A 19,397-nucleotide genomic window follows, 5' to 3' on the forward strand; every position below is an offset into this window, starting at 1 on the left:
TGCCGAAGTCGGCGAGGAGCATTCGACACGGACATCTCCGGTCGCCGCGCGCGGTGCCGCAGCCGACCCACGTGGCCTCGACGCGTTGGTCGATGGGCGGCGTGCCGCTGCCGGTGTGCCGGGTGGCAGCAGGATCGCGTCGTTCCTCACCGTACGATTCCGGTAGTGCACCTGGTTGTGACCGTCTGGAGGGCGTCGAGGTCTCGGCGCAGGTCGGCCACGCGCGCCTCGGCCTCAGCAACCAGCGAGTCGGCGACCCGCGCCCAGTCTTGCGCCGACGGCTTCTCGGGTAGCGCCTGAAAGATGTCGGCGATCTCCCGGACTGTCAGCCCGACTCGCTGAGCGAGTCGGGCGAACCGGATGCGACAAGCGGCGTTCTCGTCGAACCGACGCTGGTTCCCGGTGGTTCGGCGCGCTTGGATCAGACCTTGCTCTTCGTAGAAGCGCACCGCGGACGGAGCGACGTGGCTCGCGTGTGCAACGTCTTTGACGGTGAGCATGAAGACGGCGGGGCCTGCGTTGTGGTGGTCATGTTCCTAACATGCTGCAACGCGCTCTTGACTTCAACCTTCCTTGAACGTCCAGCATCAGCTGTATGCAGATCCCAGTGGCGCGCGAAGCCGGTCGGCTTCGTCTCCTACGGCGGACGATCGGGCGGCGTGCGCGCGGTCGAAGCCCTTCGGCTGGTGCTTGCCGAGATGCATGCCGTCACCATTCGGAGCACCGTCAGCTTCCCGATGGTCTGGGAAACCTTCGGAGATGGCGGTCGGCCGGTCAACGAAGAAGAGCCCGCAGCGGCGGCGCAGGCGCTGCTGGACCAGCTCGCCTGGTGGGCGACGGCCTTGCTCCAAGCTCGCAACAGATCGCCCTACCCGGCGCACGCATGATTCCGAACGATATCGAAGGAGCAATGATGGCCCTCCCGATGCAGGCCGACGCCAGCCAGGTGGCCGCGTACTGGACGCGGCTGGCGTACGAGTCCATCATCCGGTTCACCCGTGACGAGCAGGCCAAGCGCGGCTTCACTCAGCCGCAGTTCTGGATCCTGCGCCACCTGTCCCGTCACGACCTCGCACCTGATGACGGCGCAGCAATGACCATTCCCCAGCTTCAGCAAGCCATGACGGAGTACATTCGCCCCGACGACGACCTCGCGAGCGAAGCCAAGGTGCTCCTCGGCCGCGGATGGATCCACGCAGATCACGACGGCTACCTACGACTCACCGACGCCGGCGAGGCAGCTCGCCTCCAGATGAAGCAGTCCGCTCCCGAGATCCGGTCGCTGATCCACCGAGATATTGATGACGCCGACTACGTCGCGGCGCTGAGAGTGCTGTACAAACTTATCGCCAACACCACCCCGGTGCCGGAGAGGTGACGTCAGGGCACCTGGACGAACTTGATCGACGTACCGTCGCTGCTGTACGCGATGGTCCGCCCGTCGGGCGAGAACGCCGCATCGCCGACCCACCCCTTGGTGGTCACCTGGCGGGTCGCGCCACTCGCGGTGTCCATCACCGACAACCCGTCCTCGTCGCCGCTGTGAATAAGCGCGACCTTCGACCCGTCCGGTGACACGGCGATGTGCGTGACGCCGCGCAGGAGGGGGCCGATCAGGCTAACGGTGTCGCCGGCAGCGTCGAGGAAACCTACTTTCCAGTAATACAACATCGACAGCGGGGCATTTACGCCGCCCGGGCCGGGCTGTGTGGACACCAGCATCGCGACCGTCCGCCCGTCGGCGGTCAGCGCCGGCGACACGGCCCGCCCCGTGCCGGGGCAACCCTGGTTCCCGCCATCACGCGCGCTCATGCCGTAGGCCTCGGACAGCCGCCACTCGCCGCCCAGCGACGCCACACGCGCGCCGGTATCGTGCACCGCGCCGTCGCTGAATCGCAGCACCGAGGCGCAGTTGCCGTCGTGCTGTGCCACGTATCCCCGCAATCCGCTCGCGTCCAGCGTCACGCCGCGGACGTCTTCGGCGCTCAGCCGGATCGAGGCAACCCGCGTCCGCAGATCCATGGTGTAGAGCTGATCCGTCGACAGTGGGCACCACAAACCCACCGCCAGCCCAGTGGCACCGAACGCTTGCAGCACGTCCACGGACGCCGTGTCCGACCCGCACGCACCCGGGAAGGTCGGTACGAATGCCTCGGCACGCTGGCCCTGCCGTACGCGCCACACCTCCCCGACCGCCTCGCCCACGTTGTGCACGAAGTACACGTATCCGTCCGGCGACCAGGTCAACGCTGAGACGGACGCGTGTTCTGTCAGCAGCCCGCAGCCCTGCAGCAGCGCCAGTGCGGCCCCGACCACCGCGGCCGTCGCCGCACCGATCAGCCGCCGCATGGCATCGACGCCCTTCCTCGTACGCACTCTGCCTCACCGCGTGCCGGTAGGGCCTTCACGACGATTTGTCGCACGTGGCGACCCCTATGACCTGCATCACGGGTGGGTAACGAAGGCCGCAATGACCGCCGGCGAGTCTTGACAGCCCGATTATGGAACACCAATCTGGTCGCCTGGACAGACCAGTTACTGCTTCGAAGTGACAACCCGAGGCGGCGAAGGATCGGTTCACGTCTCCACCGCGCCGTTGATGTCCACCGCCCGAAGGTTCCGCCCGCGCTCCGACGTCCCGTCCAGACCACCTAGTCCCTGCGATTCCGACCCCCGCTCCGCGGGGTGCAGCACTAGCGAGCACGGCCAGCCGGCCGCGCCGATTAGAGAAGGAACCCGCAAATGCCCGATCGACACGCCAAAGGGCGCCGCGCCCGGTTAACTGCCGCCTTACTGGCCACCGCTGTCGCAGTCGCTGTCACCGCCTCCGCCTGTTCGTCCTCGCCGGATGACAAGGGCTCCGACGGCGGCACTCTGGTCGTGCAGAGCGGCCTGGCCAACTCGCCGGGCATCCTGGCCGTCTACGAGAAGCTGAACAAGCAGTTCGAGGACGAGAATCCGGGCGTAAAGGTCGAGTTTACCGCGAAGAGCTTCGACGACCTGGCCTCCCTCGCCAAGCTTCAGCTCTCCGGCACCAACCCGCCGGATGTTACGCAGGTCAACCGGGGCTACCAGGCCTTGGGCGCCTTCGTCAAGGGCGGCCTGCTGACCAACATGGACGACTACGCCAAGAAGCACGGATGGGACACCCGCCAGACCGCCTCCCAGCTTCAGCTCAACCGGTTCAGCACGGACGGGAAGCTGATGGGTGAGGGCCCGCTGTGGGGTATGTCAGCCACCACGGCATGGATCGGCCTGCTCATGAACACGGAGATCGCCGAGAAGCTGGGCATCACCGAGGCGCCGAAGACCATCGCGGAGCTCGAAGAGCAGATGCAGCGTGCCAAGGCGGCCGGGGAGATTCCGATGCAGTTCGGATCGGCCAGCGGCGAACTGGCCGCATGGCTGCTCAGCGAGCTGCTGCTGGCCCACGGCGGTCCGCAGGCCGTGCAGGACCTGGTCTTCCACCGCGCGAACGCGACCTTCACGTCCGAGAGCGCGGTCTGGGCCGCCAAGACCATGAAGTCCTGGGGCGACAAGGGCTACTTCGCGCCGGACTGGACGGCGTACAAGACCGACCAGGTTCTCGCCAACTTCATCTCCGGCAAGGGCCTGTTCTCCCTGACCAGCTCCCGCTTCACTCCGCTCAAAGGCACGCCGGAGCAGACCAAGAAGCTTCGGATGGTGTTCTTCCCGTCGGTGTCCGGGAAGGGAATCGCGGCCGTCGGTGCCGGCGACATTCCATGGACCATCCCGGTAAAGGCGAAGAAGAAGGACCTGTCGGCCAAGTACATCGACTTCGTCACCAGCCAGAAGGCAGCCGAGCAGTTCCTGGCCGGTGGCGCCATCCCGTCGAAGCCGCCGGCGGACGCTGACACCGCGATCAACTCAGCGAACCTGCCGGTCCCGTCACAGGACGCGCTGCGTAACGGCCTCAAGCTGGTGGGCGAGGGCACACCCGTGCCGTACGTCGACTGGGGCGCGCCGGAGCTGTACCCAACCATCTCCCGCACATTCGACCAGCTCATGTCCGGCGCCCTCAGCGTCGACGGTTTGCTGGCGGAACTGCAGAAGTCCTACGGCCCGTTCGTGGAATCGCTGGCGAAGGGCTGACCGGCATGTTCCACCCGCTCGCAAAGGCGGCAGGCTCTTGGCGTCGAGACTGACGGTGACCTCCCGCCCCGTTCAACCGAACGGGGCGGGAGTCGCCGCTCGCAAGCAGCGCAGGTTCACGACCCTCGTCGGCTTCGGGTACCTGGCACCCGCGTTGATCTTCTACGGCCTGTTCCTGATCCTGCCTTTCCTGCACAGCGTCTATCTGTCGTTCTGCGCATGGGACGGCATCAGCCCGGCGCGCTGGGTCGGTCTGGACAACTACCGAACCATCCTGCAGGACTCGCAAAACCGCGTCGCGTTCGGGCACGCGTTCGTGCTGATCGGCTTCTACGCGCTCCTCACCACGGCCTTGGCCCTGGTGCTGGTGGGCATCATCGGCAGCACGCGGATCCGGGGGCTGACCGTTTTCCGGGCGGCGCTGTTCCTGCCGTACGTCATCGCCCCGGTGGTGACCGGTGTCGCCTGGCGCTGGCTGCTGGCCCCGGAAGGCCCGATCAACTCGCTGCTGCGGGCGGTCGGCCTCGGCGACTGGGCCCGCGGCTGGCTGGGCGACTTCACCTGGGCGCTGCCCGCGGTCGGGCTGATCGGCACCTGGATGCTCCTCGGCCTGGCCCTCGTGCTGCTCATCTCCGGTGTGCAGCGCATACCCGTGGAACTGTACGAGGCGGCCCGGATGGACGGTGCAGGCCCTGTCCGCGAGTTCTTCGCGGTGACGCTGCCCAGCATTCGCAACGAGATCACGGTCGTCACGGTGCTCGCGGTCACCGCCGCGCTGCGCAACTTCGACCTGATCTACGTGACTACCCAGGGCGGACCGGGAAGTTCCACCGAGGTGCCATCCTTCCTCGTCTATCAGAAGGCGTTCTTCGTCGGAGACCTCGGCGTCGCCTCAGCCATGGGTGTGCTCCTGACCATGGTGATCCTCGTGCTGACAATGTTGATCCTCCGCCCCTGGAGAAAAGGATGAGAACGAGCCGGGCACACGCCCTCACCGGCCAGGTGGTCGTCACCTGCGCGGCCGCGCTCGCGGTGGTCCCCCTCATCGGCGTCGTGATCATGGCATTGGGGGAGCCCGACACCCAGGACAGCACCATCAGGTTGAGCGACTCCTTCCACTTCGGCAACTTCAAGGCCGTCTGGGACCTCGCCGACATGGGAACAGCCTTGGCGACAAGCTTCAAGGTGAGCATCACAGCGACGCTGTTGACGCTGCTGCTCTCGGTACCCGCCGGCTACGCCCTTGCCCGGTTCAAGCTCCCGCTGAGCAACGTGCTGTTCTTCATCCTCCTGGCCGGACTGATGCTGCCGAACGAGTCGCTGATCATCCCGCTCTTCTTCGACTTCCGCGAGGTGGGGCTGGCCGACAACCTGATCGGCGTCGTCCTGGTGGAGACGGCGCTCGGCCTCCCCTTCGGATGCTTCTGGATGCGCACGTTCTTCCGGGACGCACCACACGAAATCACCGACGCCGGACGGGTCGACGGGGCCAACAGCTTCGTCATCCTGGTACGCCTGCTGCTGCCGATGGCAATGCCGCAACTGTTGGCGCTGATCGTCCTGTCATTCGTCTGGACCTGGAACGATCTTCTGGTGCCGCTCGTCATGCTCTCTGGCGGTCGCGAAATGACGGCACCGATGTCATTGGCCATCTTCCAGGGCCAGTACACGACCGACTACACCTACCTGTCCGCCGGCGCCATCCTGACCGCCCTCCCCGTCATTGCCGTGTACCTCGTGCTGCAGCGGTCGTTCGCCCACGGGATCACATCAGGCGCGATGAAGGGGTAGTCACTCGGCCTCGGCCCTTCGTCAAGGGCTGTCCGCCTGGTGGACCAATAGCGAACAGGTGCCTTCTGAACTGGGAGGATAGGACTTGCCGAGGGTCGTATCCATCCCGGTCGGAAGGCACCTGCTGGGTGCGCCATGCCCCGGTTGACCTTGACGTAGGTCGACATAGGTCTCGTCAACGAACCATTGCGCGTCCGGGCGGCGCAGCGTCAGCGGCTGGAAGCGGTGGCCGCGGGATCAGAAAGTGAACTTGGCGGGCGCCGGGTTCAGGGCGGTGATCTGGCGGTCCAGTTCACCGAACGTCTTCTCCAGCGTCTGCGGGGAGGCGTTGCGGTGGTCGCGCTCGCTCATCAGTCGCTGCGCCGTGCGCAGCACGGTGGTGAGGTCGTCGACGCCGACGTTCTTGCCGTCGAGGTACGGCAGTGACCAGAAGTCGAAGTCGTACAGCGGCAGCCACACCGACTCGGTCACCCGCTCGAACATGGCGTCGCAGTGCCCGGCGGCCTCCTCCGACGTCATCGTGCGGTGCTTCCACTGGTAGCCGCGGCCCTCGATGCCGTGGATCTCCTTCTGCCGGTACACCGGCGACTTCGGGTTGGCCCACCACGCCTGCGAGCGCCAGAACGTCGGCTTGGTCTCGTTGAGGAAGTCGATGGTGTTCTGCACGCTGCGCTCGGTCTCGCCGGGGAACCCGACGATGATCGAGGCGAACGTGGTCACGCCTCGCTCGTTGAGGTGCTTGATTCCGGAGCGGTACTGGGCGTCCTGCGCAAGCTTGTTCATGTTGTTGAGCACGTCGTCGTCGCCGGACTCGATGCCGAGGAACACACCCTTGCAGCCGCTCTGCGCGGCAAGGTCGAACGTCTCCGTGTCGCGGGCGTTGGAGCAGCGGAAGTACGAGTACCAGTGCAGACCGAGGTCCTCCTCGATCATCATCCGGCAGAATTCCTTGAACCGCTTCGGCGGCACGTTGAACGTGTCGTCGACGAAGACGACGTTGCGCACGCCGCGCTCGGCGAGCAGCCGCATTTCGCGGCGCACCGTGTCGACCGAGGCCAGGGTGAGGGCGCCGGCCCGGGTCGGGTAGTCGCAGAAGCTGCACTTGAACGCGCAGCTGCGGGCCGTGCGGGTCTGGCAGGTGGCGCCGAGCTGGTCGTCGCGGAACCGCGACCAGTCGATCCAGCACTCGTCGAGGTCGTTGGCCTCCGGGGCCCGGCGGGTCAGCTTCCACTCGCCGCTGCCGGCGTGGACGAGATTGCCGACCGAGTCCAGGTCGTGGCCGTGCTTGACCGCCACACAGAGCTCGTGCAGGGTCCGCTCCCCCTGGGACTCCACGACATACGTGTCGGCTCCCATCGCCCACAGCTGGTCGGAGACGCCGTCGGTGATCCCGGCCCGGCACAGGTTGTCCACCAGGGGGCCGCCGACGACGATGTGGGCGTCGGGCGCGTGCTTGCGGATCAGCTCGACGACCGGGATGACCGGCACGATGTTGACGTAGAACGTCGTCGTCACCGCGACCACGGCGGGTTTGCGCTCCAGCAGGTCGACCAGCCGCCCGGCCTCGCAACTGAACAGCGAGATCGGCTCCGCGCTCACGCCGTGCCGGCGCAGATAGTTGGTCAGGTACAGGCTGGCGAGGTTGAACACCTCGCCGACGTGGTAGCGGTCGGACCGGCCCGTGGCCTTGTTGCGGACGGTGTTGATGACCTCCATCAGCGGCATCGCGCGGTCGTCGACGACGAGGTGCTCCTTGCGGAAGATCTGCATCTCGGGCGACTGCGCGCCGGCCCGTTCGCACATCACCCGGTAGTCGTCGAAGTCACCGTCGTTGTAGCCGACGATCACACAATCGAGGTCCGCCATGAGGGCTGCTCCTCTCCCGCCGTCAGGTGGTGTAGTCGAAGTTCGCCGCGGCCGCCCGCGCGATGCGTACCTCGCGCGCCGGTTCGTGGCGGTTGTCCTGGATCCGGGCCGCCTTCCAGCTCACGAGCGCGCCCATGTTGGTGATCGGGTCGAGCTCGGCGTCGACGCGCACGTCCGTCGGCACCCCGAGCCGGTCCCTGACCCGGGCACGGAGCTGCTCGTGCGACCCGGTGCCCGGCAGCAGGTCGAGCCGCACGGTGAGCCGGTCGTCGCCGTCGGCGCCCTGGTCGACCTGGACCTGGTAGCCGAGGCAGCCGTTGACCGCGCCCAGCACCGCGGTCTCGATGTCGGCCGGACGGAACCGTGCCCCGCCGAGCTGCATCTCGTCGCCGACCCGGCCGGTGACCTCGACCAGCGGCCCGCACAGGCCGCAGCCGCAGTCGCCGTGGCGCACCGAGACGAGGTCGCCCGTACGGTACCGGATGAGGGGTTTGGCCCCGTCGACGAGCATGGTGAGGCACAGCTCGCCGTCGCCCGCGCCGCTCGCGGTGCCGCTGTCCGGATCGACGACCTCGACGAGGTAGTTCGGCCGGGAGATGTGCAGCCGGTTGGCCGCGCAGCCGGTCGCGATCGCGTGTGCCTCCTGCGAGCCGTAGAGGGTGTGATGCACGGGTGCGCCCCAGATCGACTCGACGTTGGCGGCGAACTCCGGGGTGCAGATCTCGCCGAGGACCAGGAAGAGCCTGACGTCGAAGTCGCGCCGCAGGTCGTAGCCGTGGTGCAGGGCGGCCTTGGCCAGCGACAGGCACAGGGCCGGCGCGCAGACGACGACCTCGAGCTTCAGGTCGCGCAGCAGCCGCAGGGCCTTGGCGAAGCCGACCCGGGGCGAGTCCGGCCAGATCTTGGCGTGGAACCCGCCGAGGTCGGTGGCGACGGCGCCGAACGTGTCACCGAACGCGTACAGCTCCGACGGTCCCATCAATGCCACGCGCGGGATCCGGTCGCCGAAGTAGCGGCCGAACATGCTGCGCCAGGCCCGCTCGACGTGGACGTTGCTGGTCACGACCTCCTTGGCGTCGCGTGGGCACGGCGTCGGCGGGCCGGTCGTGCCGGTGGTCTCGTAGTAGACGGACGCGTCGCCGACGTCGCCGCTGAGCACGGCGTGCTGCTCGCGGCGCAGATCGGCCTTGGTCGTGAACGGCAGCCGGTCGAGCGTCTCCGGGGTGACCCGGCCGAGGTCCACGGTGGACAGGTGACGGCGGTAGAACGGCGACCGCTCGGTCACGTGCCGCAGCACGGCGGCGAGCCGCTGCCGGTCCCACCGCTGCCAGTCCGCGTCCGTCATCGTGCCGTCGTGGTAGCGCCGGCAGACGTCGTCGTACGCCGCCATGAAGGCGGGATCGATGTGTTGCGCAAGAGTAGCCATGACGACCTCGACGTTATGCCGGTGCGGTTCGGACTCGGTTATGCGCGGCATCCACAAGGGACGCCCGAAGGTCGGCGACGTCGGCGAGACGGCCCCGGGCCTCGGCGAGCGCCGCGGTGGTCGCGATCAGGTCGGCGCGGAAGTCCTCCGCCGCCGCCCGGTCCCACACCGCGGCGGCGAACTCGACGGTGCCGCCGACCGGGTCGGCGCGTTGCAGCGCCACGGTCAGGTCCATCGGCGACCCGCCGGCGTGCAGCTCCTCGATCCGCACCCGCAGCCCGCCGGCCGCCGTGGTCCAGTCGATGAGCGTGTCGTACATGCCGAACACCGCCTGGACCACCGGGTTGCGGCTCGGGTCGCCGTTGCCGCCGGCGATCCTGACCACGTCCTCGAACGGCAGGTCGGCGTTGCTGACGCTGTCGGCGATCGAGCCGTGCACCGCCCGCAGGTAGTCCTCGACAGGGGTGTCCGCGTCGGCCTCGACGAGCACGGGCACCACGACGGTGCAGTGCGCGACCAAGTCGTGCAGCTCGGTCGCCGGGCGCCGGCTGGTGGGCACGCCGACGAGGAGCCGGCGCTGCCCGGTGCGGCGGGCCAGGACGAGCCCGAACCCGGCCAGCAGGCAGGCGAAGCGGGTCACGCCGAGCTCCCGCGCGCGGCGCTCGACCGCGTCGGTGCGCGTCGCGCCGTACTCGAGCGGGACGCGTGCACCGGCGGGGTCCTGACGGGACGGCCGGGGCCGGGTCGCCGGCAGGTCGAGGACGGTCGGGACGCCGTCGAGGCGGCGGGTCCAGAACTCGGCCTGGCGTCGCAGCTCGCCGAGCTCCCGCAGCCGGCGCAGCCGGGCGGTCACCACGCCGGGCCGGGGCGCGGGGCGCAGGTCCGGCGTCGTGCCGCGCACCGAGGCGTCGTAGCGGGCGAGAATCTCCCGCAGGGCCAGGCCGATCGCCCAGCCGTCCACCAGCATGTGGTGGGTGACCAGGACGAGCGCGTGGCGCCGCGGCCCGCCCCGCACCAGCAGCAGCCGCAGCGGCGGGCCCTGGTCGAGGGCGAACGGCCGCGCCGCGTGCGCCAGCGCCGTCGTCCGGACCGCCTCCGGCCACGGCGTCCCGGCGGGCGCCTCGACGTGGACCGGTCGCGGCCCGCGGTCCTCCGCGACGGCGAACCGCTCCAGATCCCTGGCGCCGAGCCGGAACCCGGTGCGCAGCCCTTCGTGCCGAGCCACCGTGCGCGCGACCGCGTCGTCGAGGCCCGCCACGTCGAGCGGCCCGTCCAGCTCCACGGTGAAGACGAGGGTGTACATGCGGCCGCCGGTCACCTGTTCGGCGGTCCACATGCCGCGCTGGCCCGGCAGCGGAGTCGTGGCGTCGGCCGGATCCAGCGCCGGTGGCGCGACGCCGCCGTCCGGGTGCCCGGTGGCGTCGTCGGGCGCCGGGGCCGCGCCGAGGCGCTTGCCCAGCTCGGCGATCGTCGGGCCGGCGACGAACTCGCGCAGCGTGACGTGGACCCCGAAGCGCTCGTACAGGTGGCCGCAGAGCCGGCAGGCGGCCAGCGAGTCGCCGCCGAGGGCGAAGAAGTCGGCGTCGACACCGATCCGCTCCAGGCCGAGCGTCTCGGTCCACAGGCCGGCCACGGCCTGCTCCGCCGGTGTGCCGGGCGGTGGTCCACCGCCGTCGTCGCCGGCGCTGTGCACTGCGGCGGCCAGTTCGGTGAGGGCGAGCCGGTCCACCTTCCCGTTGGCGGTCAACGGCAGCGCCTCGACCGTGCGCAGCCGGGACGGCACCATGTACGCCGGCAGCGTCCGGCGCAGGAACGCTCGCAGCTGCTCGGGGTCCGCACGCGCCGAGCCCTTGGGCACGACGAACGCCACGAGCCGGTGCGCTCCCCCGCTGGAGCGGGATGCGACGACCGCCACCCGCTCGACGTCGGGGTGCCGGGCCAGGGCCGCGTCGATCTCCCCGAGCTCGATGCGGTACCCCTGGATCTTGACCTGGAAGTCCTCCCGGCCGAGGATCTCGAGGGTGCCGTCGGGCCGGTACCGGCCGATGTCCCCGGAGGCGTAGATGCGCTCACCGGTGTCGGGCATGGTGAGGAACCGGTCCCTGGTGCGGTCGGGGTCGCGCCAGTAGCCCCGGGCCAGGCCGACCGCGCTGCCGATGCAGATCTGGCCGGGCACCCAGGCCGGGCGCGGGCGCAGGTGCTCGTCGAGCACGTAGTAGTGCTGGTTCGACGTCGGGCGGCCGTAGGGGATGCTTGTCCACGCCGGGTCGACCGGCCCGATCGGGTACAGCACCGACACGCAGATCGTCTCGGTCGGCCCGCCGATGCTGACCACCTGCACGCGTCCGGCGAGCCGGCGGAGCCGGTCCGGCAGGTCCAGCGGGATCCAGTCGCCGCCGAGCAGCGCCAGCCGCAGCGACGGCAACGGCCGGTGACCGGACCGCTCCAGGTGCCCGACGAGCATCTCCATCAGCGCCGGCACCGACAACCAGCAGGTGACCCGCTCACGCCGCATCAGCTCGGCCCAGTGCCCCGGGTCGGGCCGGTCGGCCGGGGCCGGCACGACGACCGACCCGCCGGCGATCAGCGGTCCGAAGACGTCGAACACGGAGGCGTCGAAGTGCAGGCCCGACACTGCCAGGCTGCGGGCGCCCGGACCGATGCCGAAGCGCCGGTTGAGGTCGAGGACCGCGTTGAGCAGTCCGCGATTGTCGACCATCACGCCCTTGGGCCGGCCGGTGGAGCCGGACGTGGAGATGACGTAGGCCAGGTCTGCCGGCTGCTGCGCGGTGGGCAGCGGCGCGTCGCCGGCCGCCGCACCGTCGTCGGTCGCGTCGTCGAAGGCGTCGACCGGGATCCGTCGCACCGACGCCGGCCAGCGCAGCCGCCGGTCCACGGTGGACTGCGTCAGGACGAGGTCGACCTCGCCGTCGCGCAGCAGGTACTCGAGGCGTTCGTCGGGCGTGGCCGGGTCGATCGGCAGGTACGCCGCGCCGGCGGTGAGCACCGCGTAGACGCCGACGAACTGCTCCCAGCCCTTCTCCATCACGATGGCCACCAACCGGCCCGGCCCGGCGCCCGCATCGCGCAGGGTCCGGGCGACCCGGGTGGCGCGTCGATGCAACTCGCCGTAGGTCAGCCGGCGGTCGGCGGCGATGACGGCCTCTCGGTCGGGATGCCGTCGCGCGTTGGCGGCGACGAGCTCGTGCGGCAGGGCCGACGGCAGCGGCCGGTCGGTGGCGTTGACGGCGGCGACCACGTCGAGGTGCCGCTGCGGTACCAGCGGGAAGTGGCACCGGCGCCAGGCCGACCCGTCGGCGGCGAGCAGGTCCAGCAGCCGGCCACAGGCGTCGGCGAGGTCCTCGGGCACGCCGGGCGGGAACAGCGCGTCACGGGTGTGCCAGCGGACCCGCAGACCGCCGTCCTGCTCGTCCACCGTGACGTGGACCGCCGAGCCGGGCGGGATGTCGCGTGACAGCGGTCCGGTCAGGACGGCGCAGGTCACCGGCGGGCCGGCGGCGGACGGCTCATGCGGCGGCCCGGGTACGGCGAGCTGGGTGTCCACCGCGATCGCACGGTCGGCGAACGTCGCATCGCCGTCCGACGACACCGACGACACGCCACCCGTGCTCACGCACCCGATCGCGAACCGCTCGGTCCGGCTCCAGGTCCGGATCACCTCGGCGAGCGCGGCCACGACGGCGGCCCTCGGCGTGACGTCCGCGGAATCCGCGCACCGGCGCAGCCGCGTCCAGCCGGCCGCGGGAAGGTCATGGCCCCGCTCGACGACCTGGCCCGGCTCGTCTCCACCCGCGCCCGGGGCGCGCGGCAGGTCGGGTGCCGGCACACTCGCCGGCGCCCGGCGCCGGTCGTCCACAGTGGTCACGATCGACGCTCCCGGTCAGCCGGTGGACCCGGCCGGCCGCCGGTACACCGAGACGTGCCGGGTGCTGTGGCGGTCGAACGGCTCGCCGCCCCAGCCGCCCCACCGGTCGGCCAGCTCCAGCCCGGCCAGCCTCGCCATGAGGTCGATCTCGGTGGGCCAGCAGTACCGGTGCTTCGCCCATCGCGCCTTGGCGATCACCCGGGCGTACAAGATCTGCTGGGTGACCGGGTCGAACCGGGAGACCTCCAGCGCGGTGTGCCCGTCGTTGATGTCGTCGGCCCGCACCACCTGGTCGTCGTGGAACTTGCTCAGGTCCGGGACGAACACCTCGAGCAGGAGCCTGCCGTCCGGCGCCAGCTGCGCGGCCGCGTTGGTCATGAACCGGCACTGGTCGTCCTGCGTGGGCAGCGCGAAAAACGTGTTGTAGGCGCAGAAGATGAAGTCGAACTGTCCGTCCGCCCGGACCTCGGTGAAGTCGCCGATCGTCACCGTGACCCGGTCACCACCGGGCTTGGCCCGCATCTGCTCGGCCATCGCCGGCGACGCCTCGACGCCGTGCACCTCCAGACCCGCCTCGGCGAGCGGGATGGCCAGGCGGCCGGTGCCGACGCCCAGCTCCAGCACCCGGCCACCGTCGGCGAGCTTGGTCAGCGCCGGCACGGCGTCGTCGGTGTCATCACGGTCGAACATGTGGTCGTACAGCGGCGCCCAGGCCTCGCCGAATTCCTCGGCCCTCCACGTCGTCGGCTGGTTCATCGGCTGCTCCTCACGCGTGGGGTGGACAGCGCGGCGGATCCCCACGGCGGCCGCTCGACGGTCGGGTAGCCGGGGATCGGCAGGTCCGCGCACAGGGCCGCGACCCGGGCCCGTACGTCGTCGCGGACCTCGGTCGGCAGGTGGTAGTCGCGCTGGTCGTGCACCTCGACCGAGCGGATCACCCGGTCGATCAGCCCCGCGCAGACGAGCATGTCGCTGCGGCGCATCCCGCGCCGGGCGGCGCTGTTGGTACCGATGCGGATGCCGCCCGTGACGAGCGCGGGGGTGGTGTCGCGCGGCACCCGGTTCTTGTTGACGATGATCCCGCACTCCTCGAGGGCCCGCTCCGCGGCGAGCCCGGTCAGCCCGAGCGGCGCGAGGTCGACCAGCACGATGTGGTTGTCCGTGCCGCCGGCGACCAGGGTGTGGCCGAGGTCGGTGAGCGCGCCGGCGAGGGTCCTGGCGAGGTCGACGATGCCGGACGCCAGCCGGCGGAACTCGGCGGTCGTCACCAGTTCCAGGGCGCGCGCCTTGGCGGCGATCGTGTTGAGGGCCGGCGCGCCCTGGGAGAAGGGGAACACCGCCCGCTGGAGGAAGGCGGACAGGGTGCCGGACCCGCGGGGCGCCGGTGCGTCGGCGTCCCGTCCCGACATGATCAGGCCGCCGCGCGGGCCGAAAAGCTGTTTGTGGGTACACGTGGTCGTGATGTGCGCGTGGTCGATCGGGCTCGGGTGCAAGCCGGTGGCGACCAGCCCGGCGGTGTGCGAGATGTCGGCCATGAGGTAGGCGCCGACGTCGTCGGCGATGCGCCGGAACCGGGCGAAGTCCACCACCCGCGAGTACGCCGTGGCGCCGCAGACGATGACCCGCGGCCGGTGCTGCACGGCCAGCCGGTGCACCTGGTCGTAGTCGATGCGCCCGTCGCCGGTGAGGCCGTAGCCGATCGCGGTGAAGTACTGACCGGCGTAGGCGGCCGGGCTGCCGTGCGTGAGGTGCCCCCCGTGCTCCAGCTCCATGCCCAGGAACGTGTCCCCGGGCCGCAGCAGCGACGACAGCACCGTGTAGTTGGCGTTCGTCGCCGAGTGCGGCTGCACGTTGGCGTATCGGGCGCCGAAGGCGCTGCGGGCCCGGTCGACGGCGAGCCGCTCGATGTCGTCGACGACCTCGCACCCGCCGTGGTACCGGCGGCCCGGGTAGCCCTCCGCGGTGACGTTGACCGCGACGGACGCCTGGCTCGCCAGGACCGACGGGTCGACCAGGCTGGACGACGCGACCAGCGACAGCACGCCGCGCTGCCGGTCGGCCTCGCGCTCGAGGATGTCGTACAGCTCGGGGTCGTCCTCGTACAGTCGCTCCAGCCCGCCGACGACGACGTCGTGCAGCAGGGTCTCGGTGACGTCCCTCATCACCGCTCACCTCCAAGGTGGTGCCGCTCGATCAGGGTGGCCACGTCCTCGGCCCGGTCCCGGACGAAGTAGTGCCCGGCGCCGGGGATGACCTCGTAGGTCACCGTGTCGGCGAACAGGTCCCATCCGTGGTGGCTGGTCGGGAAGTCGGGGGTCGCCGGGTCCTCGTCGCCGAAGATGCACCGCAGCGGGACCGTGAGCCGCTTCGGCGGCCGCTCGTAGCGGCGCTGGAAGAACCGCGCCGACGCGATCATGTCGTTGCGGGCGGCGCGCAGGATGTGCGCCACCTCGGACCACTCCAGGTGCCCGTCGAAGCCGCCGAGCGAACGCAGGAACGCGTAGGCGTCCCCGTCCGACGTGGACCGCTCCACCTCCAGCGAGCCGGCCGGGTCGGGGTCGGTCAGCGACGCCCCGACGTAGACACCGCGGATGTCGGCACCGCGCTCCTCGAGGACCCGGGCCAGCTCGACGCCGAGGGCCACGCCGGAGCACTGCCCGTACACCAGGACAGGGCCGGAGATCCGCTCCTGGACCTCGCCGGCGCAGCGTTGCGCGGCCTCCTCGACCGACAGGGGCTCGTCCCGCAGGGTGCTCGGGTCGTGGCCGGGCAGGTTGACCGCCCAGACCGCGAAGCGGGCGTCGATCCGGTCGGCCAGCGGCTGGTAGGCGACCACGTTGCCGCCGCCGTACGGGACGCAGACGAGCGTCAGCTCGGGCTCGCGGTCCGCCGGGGTGAGCCGGAGCAGCATCCCGGTCTGCGGCGCCGCCGACGCGGCGAGCCGGGCCGCGAGCTGCCGCACCGTCGGGTTCTTGAACAGCTCGACGACCGGCAACTGCTCGTCCAGCGCGAGCATCGCCCGGATGGCGGTGAACGAGTCGCCGCCGAGGTGGAAGAAGTCGTCGTCGGGACCGACCTCGTCCACGCCGAGGACGTCGCACCAGGCTGCGGCGATCCGGCGCTCCAGGGCGTCCGTGCCGCCGCCGGATGCGGTCGCGGCGCCGGTGGTGCCGGCCTCGGCGGCGCTGTCCACCGTGGCCGGTGCGGTCGCCGGAACCGGCTCCGGCGCCGCCTCGGGTGCGGTGTCGCGGGCGGGCTGCGTTGCGGTCAGCGCGCGGCGGTCGACCTTGCCGTTCGGCGTGGTCGGCAGCGCCTCCAGGGTCGTGACCGAGCCGGGGACCATGTGCGCGGGCAGCGCGTCGGCGAGCCACTGCCGCAGCTCCGCCTCGGTGGCCGGCCGGTTCCCGGCCGTTGTGACGAACGCGGCCAGCCGCGTCTCGCCGCGCGCACCCTGCGCGACCACGGCGGCGGTGGCGACCGCCGGGTGCCGGCGCAGGACCGCCTCGATCTCGCCCAGCTCGATGCGCAGGCCGTGGATCTTGACCTGGAAGTCGAGCCGGCCGAGCAGTTCCAGGACCCCGTCGGGCCGATAGCGGACCAGGTCACCGGTCTTGTAGAGCCGCTCGGTGTGCCCGTCGGCGAAGGTGTGCTCGACGAAACGCTCGGCGGTCAACTCCGGCCGGTGCAGGTAGCCACGGGCCAGACCGGTCCCGGCCAGGTGCAGCTCCCCCGGCACCCCGACGGGCACCGGCTGGAGGTGCCGGTCCAGCACGTACGTGCGCTGGTTCGCCATCGGCCGGCCGTAAGGGATGCTCGTCCACGCCGGGTCGACACGCTCGACCGGGAAGATCGTCGAGTCCATCGACGCCTCGGTGGCGCCGCCCAGACTGACGAAGCGGGCCTGCGGCGCGACCCGCCACAGCCGCTCGGGCTGCTCGACCGGGATCCAGTCGCCGCCGAGCAGCGCCAGGCGCAGCCGGTCCAGGCGGTGCCGGTCGACGTTCGCGGCGTCGCGCTCGAGGTACTCCAGCAGCAGCTGCAACAGCGCCGGGGCCGAGTGCCACACGGTCACCCCGTGCTCGGCCAGCAGCCGCGCCCAGGCCGCCGGGTCGCGTGCCTCGCCGGGCTCCGGCAGGACCACGGTCGCGCCGGCGGCCAGCGTGCCGAGGATGTCGTACACCGACATGTCGAAGCTGGGCGAGGACACCGACATCACGCTGTCGCCGGGCCCGATGCCGAACCGGTCGTTGAAGTCGGTGAAGTTGTTGACCGCACCGCGGTGTTGCAGCGCGATGCCCTTCGGCTCGCCGGTCGAGCCGGAGGTGTAGATGACGTAGGCCAGGTGGTCGGGTCGCACGTCCACGTCGGGACGGGTGTCCGCGACGTCCCGGACGTCGTCGTCGACGCCCAGCACGGTGCCGTCGACGGCGCCGAGGCCGTCGCGCAGGTCCTGCCGGGTGACGACCACCGGGCAGCCGGCGTCGGTGAGCATGAACCGCAGCCGCTGCGGCGGGTAGTCGGGGTCCAGCGGCAGGTACGCGCCGCCGGACTTGAGCACGGCCAGGATCGCCACGACCAGTTCGGGCGAGCGCGGCAGGCACACCCCGACGACCGTGTCGGGGCCCACCCCGCTGTCGCGCAGCCGCCGGGCCAGCCGGTTCGCGGCCGCCTCGAGGTCCGGGCGGCTCAGCGTCCGCGACCCGCAGCGCACCGCCGGCGCGTCGCCGCGCGCGGTCTGCTCCTCGACGAGGTGGTGCAGGCATGCGTGGTCCGGGAAGACCCGTCCGGTGTCGTTCCAGGCGCGGATGTCGCGCCACTCGGCGTCGGTGAGCATCGGCAGGACGGTGATCGGCCGGTCCGGGGCGGCGACCGCCGCCTCGAGCAGCTGCCGGTAGTGGCGCAGCATCCGGTCGATCGTGGCCGGCTCGAACAGGTCGGCGCTGAAGACCGCGTCGACGACGGTGTGCTCGGCGCCGACCCGCACATTGAACCCGAGGTCGAACTTGGCCGTCTGGTGGTCCGGGAAGACGATCTCGGCGTCGAGGCCGTCGAACGCCGGCATCGGCGTCGTGCCGTCCTCGACGCCGAAGAACACCGGGAACAGCGGCGTACGGGTGGCGGAGCGGGTCGGGCGCAGATCCTGGACCAGCAGGTCGAACGGCAGCTCCGCATGAGCGAACGCGTCCCGGGCGGTGGTGCGGATGCGGCGCAGGAAGTCCCGGAACGTCGGCTGCCCGGACAGGTCACCGCGCAGCACGAGCGTGTTCGGGAAGAAGCCGATGAGCCCCTGCACCTCGGGACGGTCGCGCTCGGCGGCCGCGATGCCCACCGCGACGTCGTCGGTGTCGGTGTAGCGGGCCAGCAGCACCTGCACGGCCGCGAGCATCGTCATGAACAGCGACGCGCCCTCGGCCCGGCCCAGCTCGCGCAGCCCGGCGACGAGCCGCTGCGGCAGGTCCAGCTGGCGCCACCCGCCGCGGTAGGACAGGCTGTCCGGCCGGTCGTGGTCGGTGGGCAGGTCCAGCGACTCGAGCCCGTCGAGCTGGCGGCGCCAGTACGCGAGCTGCTCGTCCAGCAGCGGCCCGCTGATGCGCTCCCGCTGCCATGCGGCGTAGTCGGCGTACTGGATCGGCAGCTCCGGCAGCTCCGCCTCGGTGCCCCGGACCCGGGCGTTGTACCCGGCGGCCAGCTCGGCGTGCACCACGCCGACCGACCACACGTCGAAGGCGATGTGATGCAGGTCGTACAGCAACACATGCTCCTCGGGCCCGAAGCGGAGCAGGCGGGCCCGCATCACCGGACCGTTCGCGAGGTCGAACGGTTGCTCGGCGTCCTCGGCGACGGCCCGGCGCACCGCGGCGTCCCGCTCCTGCGGGGGCAGGTCGCTCAGGTCGGTCAGCGGGCACGGCAGCGGCATCTCCGGGTGAATCACCTGGACCGGCTGCCCGTGCTCGCCGCGGAACGTCGTGCGCAGCACCTCGTGCCGGCGCACCACGTCGGCGAGGCTCTCGATGAGCGCATCGACCTCGAGCGGCCCGCGCAGGCGGACCGGGATCGGGCAGTTGTAGGCGGTGTTGCCCGGCTCCATGTGGTCGACGAACCACAGGCGTTGCTGCGCGAACGACGCCGGGATGGGCCGGTCCCGTGGCACCCGTGGAATCCGGGTCGTGTCCTTCGTCTTCGTCAACGCCGCGAACAGGGCGCGTCGTTCCTCGGAAAGCTCGGCCACGCGCTGTTTCAGGTCCGGCATGTCATGCGTCTCCCGTCGAGTACCCGGTCTGCTGCTTCGTCGCCTCCTGTCAACACGGCGAACGT

At 70.8% G+C, this 19,397-nt stretch carries 13 protein-coding genes; 5 read left to right on the top strand and 8 right to left on the bottom strand.

The window, feature by feature from the left end; translation table 11 throughout:
* Window positions 1-146 precede the first annotated feature (146 nt).
* Window positions 147-500, bottom strand: coding sequence for a MerR family transcriptional regulator (locus tag Dfulv_RS33750; RefSeq protein ID WP_259857861.1), 354 nt, complete (start codon window positions 498-500; stop codon window positions 147-149).
* A gap of 159 nt (window positions 501-659) precedes the next feature.
* On the opposite strand from Dfulv_RS33750, the gene Dfulv_RS33755 reads away from it, so the two are divergent.
* A complete protein-coding gene (locus Dfulv_RS33755) occupies window positions 660-887 on the top strand; it encodes an NADPH-dependent FMN reductase (protein ID WP_259857862.1) in 228 nt (75 codons plus the stop codon).
* A complete protein-coding gene (locus tag Dfulv_RS33760; RefSeq protein WP_259857863.1) occupies window positions 884-1,378 on the top strand; it encodes a MarR family transcriptional regulator in 495 nt (164 codons plus the stop codon). Before Dfulv_RS33755 ends, Dfulv_RS33760 begins: the two co-directional genes overlap by 4 nt.
* Window positions 1,379-1,380: 2 nt before the next feature.
* Here the strand turns inward: Dfulv_RS33760 and Dfulv_RS33765 are convergent, their stop codons facing one another.
* Complete coding sequence (locus Dfulv_RS33765; RefSeq protein WP_259857864.1) at window positions 1,381-2,349, bottom strand: hypothetical protein; 969 nt, start codon at window positions 2,347-2,349, stop codon at window positions 1,381-1,383.
* Between the two features lie 393 nt (window positions 2,350-2,742).
* On the opposite strand from Dfulv_RS33765, the gene Dfulv_RS33770 reads away from it, so the two are divergent.
* Genes Dfulv_RS33770 through Dfulv_RS33780 form a run of 3 tightly spaced genes read left to right on the top strand, consistent with a single transcriptional unit; the run spans window position 2,743 to window position 5,904 of the window.
* A complete protein-coding gene (locus tag Dfulv_RS33770) occupies window positions 2,743-4,113 on the top strand; it encodes an ABC transporter substrate-binding protein (protein ID WP_259857865.1) in 1,371 nt (456 codons plus the stop codon).
* Window positions 4,114-4,150: 37 nt separating this feature from the next.
* Window positions 4,151-5,083 (top strand): carbohydrate ABC transporter permease, encoded by a 933-nt coding sequence (locus tag Dfulv_RS33775; RefSeq protein ID WP_259857866.1) that lies wholly within the window; start codon window positions 4,151-4,153, stop codon window positions 5,081-5,083.
* A 32-nt stretch (window positions 5,084-5,115) separates the two neighbouring features.
* Window positions 5,116-5,904, top strand: a complete 789-nt coding sequence (locus Dfulv_RS33780) for a carbohydrate ABC transporter permease (protein WP_259857867.1) — start codon at window positions 5,116-5,118, stop codon at window positions 5,902-5,904.
* A gap of 237 nt (window positions 5,905-6,141) precedes the next feature.
* On the opposite strand, the gene Dfulv_RS33785 is transcribed toward Dfulv_RS33780, so the two are convergent.
* From Dfulv_RS33785 to Dfulv_RS33810, 6 genes are read right to left on the bottom strand one after another with little or no spacing between them, the layout of a single operon-like run.
* Entirely contained in the window at window positions 6,142-7,770 is a 1,629-nt protein-coding gene (locus Dfulv_RS33785) for a PhpK family radical SAM P-methyltransferase (protein WP_259857868.1), read from the bottom strand.
* 22 nt (window positions 7,771-7,792) lie between these two features.
* A complete protein-coding gene (locus Dfulv_RS33790) occupies window positions 7,793-9,196 on the bottom strand; it encodes a phenylacetate--CoA ligase family protein (protein ID WP_259857869.1) in 1,404 nt (467 codons plus the stop codon).
* A gap of 13 nt (window positions 9,197-9,209) precedes the next feature.
* Window positions 9,210-13,082: an amino acid adenylation domain-containing protein gene (locus Dfulv_RS33795; RefSeq protein ID WP_259857870.1), complete on the bottom strand. Its 3,873-nt coding sequence runs from the start codon at window positions 13,080-13,082 to the stop codon at window positions 9,210-9,212.
* A gap of 15 nt (window positions 13,083-13,097) precedes the next feature.
* Window positions 13,098-13,838, bottom strand: coding sequence for a class I SAM-dependent methyltransferase (locus Dfulv_RS33800; protein WP_259857871.1), 741 nt, complete (start codon window positions 13,836-13,838; stop codon window positions 13,098-13,100).
* Window positions 13,835-15,244 carry a serine hydroxymethyltransferase gene (locus Dfulv_RS33805; protein WP_259857872.1) on the bottom strand — a complete coding sequence of 470 codons (1,410 nt, stop codon included), beginning with the start codon at window positions 15,242-15,244 and terminating at the stop codon, window positions 13,835-13,837. Before Dfulv_RS33805 ends, Dfulv_RS33800 begins: the two co-directional genes overlap by 4 nt.
* Complete coding sequence (locus Dfulv_RS33810; RefSeq protein ID WP_259857873.1) at window positions 15,244-19,332, bottom strand: non-ribosomal peptide synthetase; 4,089 nt, start codon at window positions 19,330-19,332, stop codon at window positions 15,244-15,246. Before Dfulv_RS33810 ends, Dfulv_RS33805 begins: the two co-directional genes overlap by 1 nt.
* Window positions 19,333-19,397 lie beyond the last annotated feature (65 nt).

Origin of the sequence: Dactylosporangium fulvum, from assembly GCF_025137375.1 — a bacterium.
Lineage (GTDB): Bacteria > Actinomycetota > Actinomycetes > Mycobacteriales > Micromonosporaceae > Dactylosporangium > Dactylosporangium fulvum.

Excerpts from the sequence above, each read along its gene's own strand:
- Dfulv_RS33750 (WP_259857861.1), bottom strand. The coding sequence starts at position 500 with ATGCTCACCGTCAAAGACGTTGCACACGCGAGCCACGTCGCTCCGTCC.
- Dfulv_RS33760 (WP_259857863.1), top strand. The coding sequence starts at position 884 with ATGATTCCGAACGATATCGAAGGAGCAATGATGGCCCTCCCGATGCAG.
- Dfulv_RS33765 (WP_259857864.1), bottom strand. The coding sequence starts at position 2,349 with ATGCGGCGGCTGATCGGTGCGGCGACGGCCGCGGTGGTCGGGGCCGCA.
- Dfulv_RS33770 (WP_259857865.1), top strand. The coding sequence starts at position 2,743 with ATGCCCGATCGACACGCCAAAGGGCGCCGCGCCCGGTTAACTGCCGCC.
- Dfulv_RS33785 (WP_259857868.1), bottom strand. The coding sequence starts at position 7,770 with ATGGCGGACCTCGATTGTGTGATCGTCGGCTACAACGACGGTGACTTC.
- Dfulv_RS33790 (WP_259857869.1), bottom strand. The coding sequence starts at position 9,196 with ATGGCTACTCTTGCGCAACACATCGATCCCGCCTTCATGGCGGCGTAC.
- Dfulv_RS33800 (WP_259857871.1), bottom strand. The coding sequence starts at position 13,838 with ATGAACCAGCCGACGACGTGGAGGGCCGAGGAATTCGGCGAGGCCTGG.
- Dfulv_RS33805 (WP_259857872.1), bottom strand. The coding sequence starts at position 15,244 with ATGAGGGACGTCACCGAGACCCTGCTGCACGACGTCGTCGTCGGCGGG.
- Dfulv_RS33810 (WP_259857873.1), bottom strand. The coding sequence starts at position 19,332 with ATGCCGGACCTGAAACAGCGCGTGGCCGAGCTTTCCGAGGAACGACGC.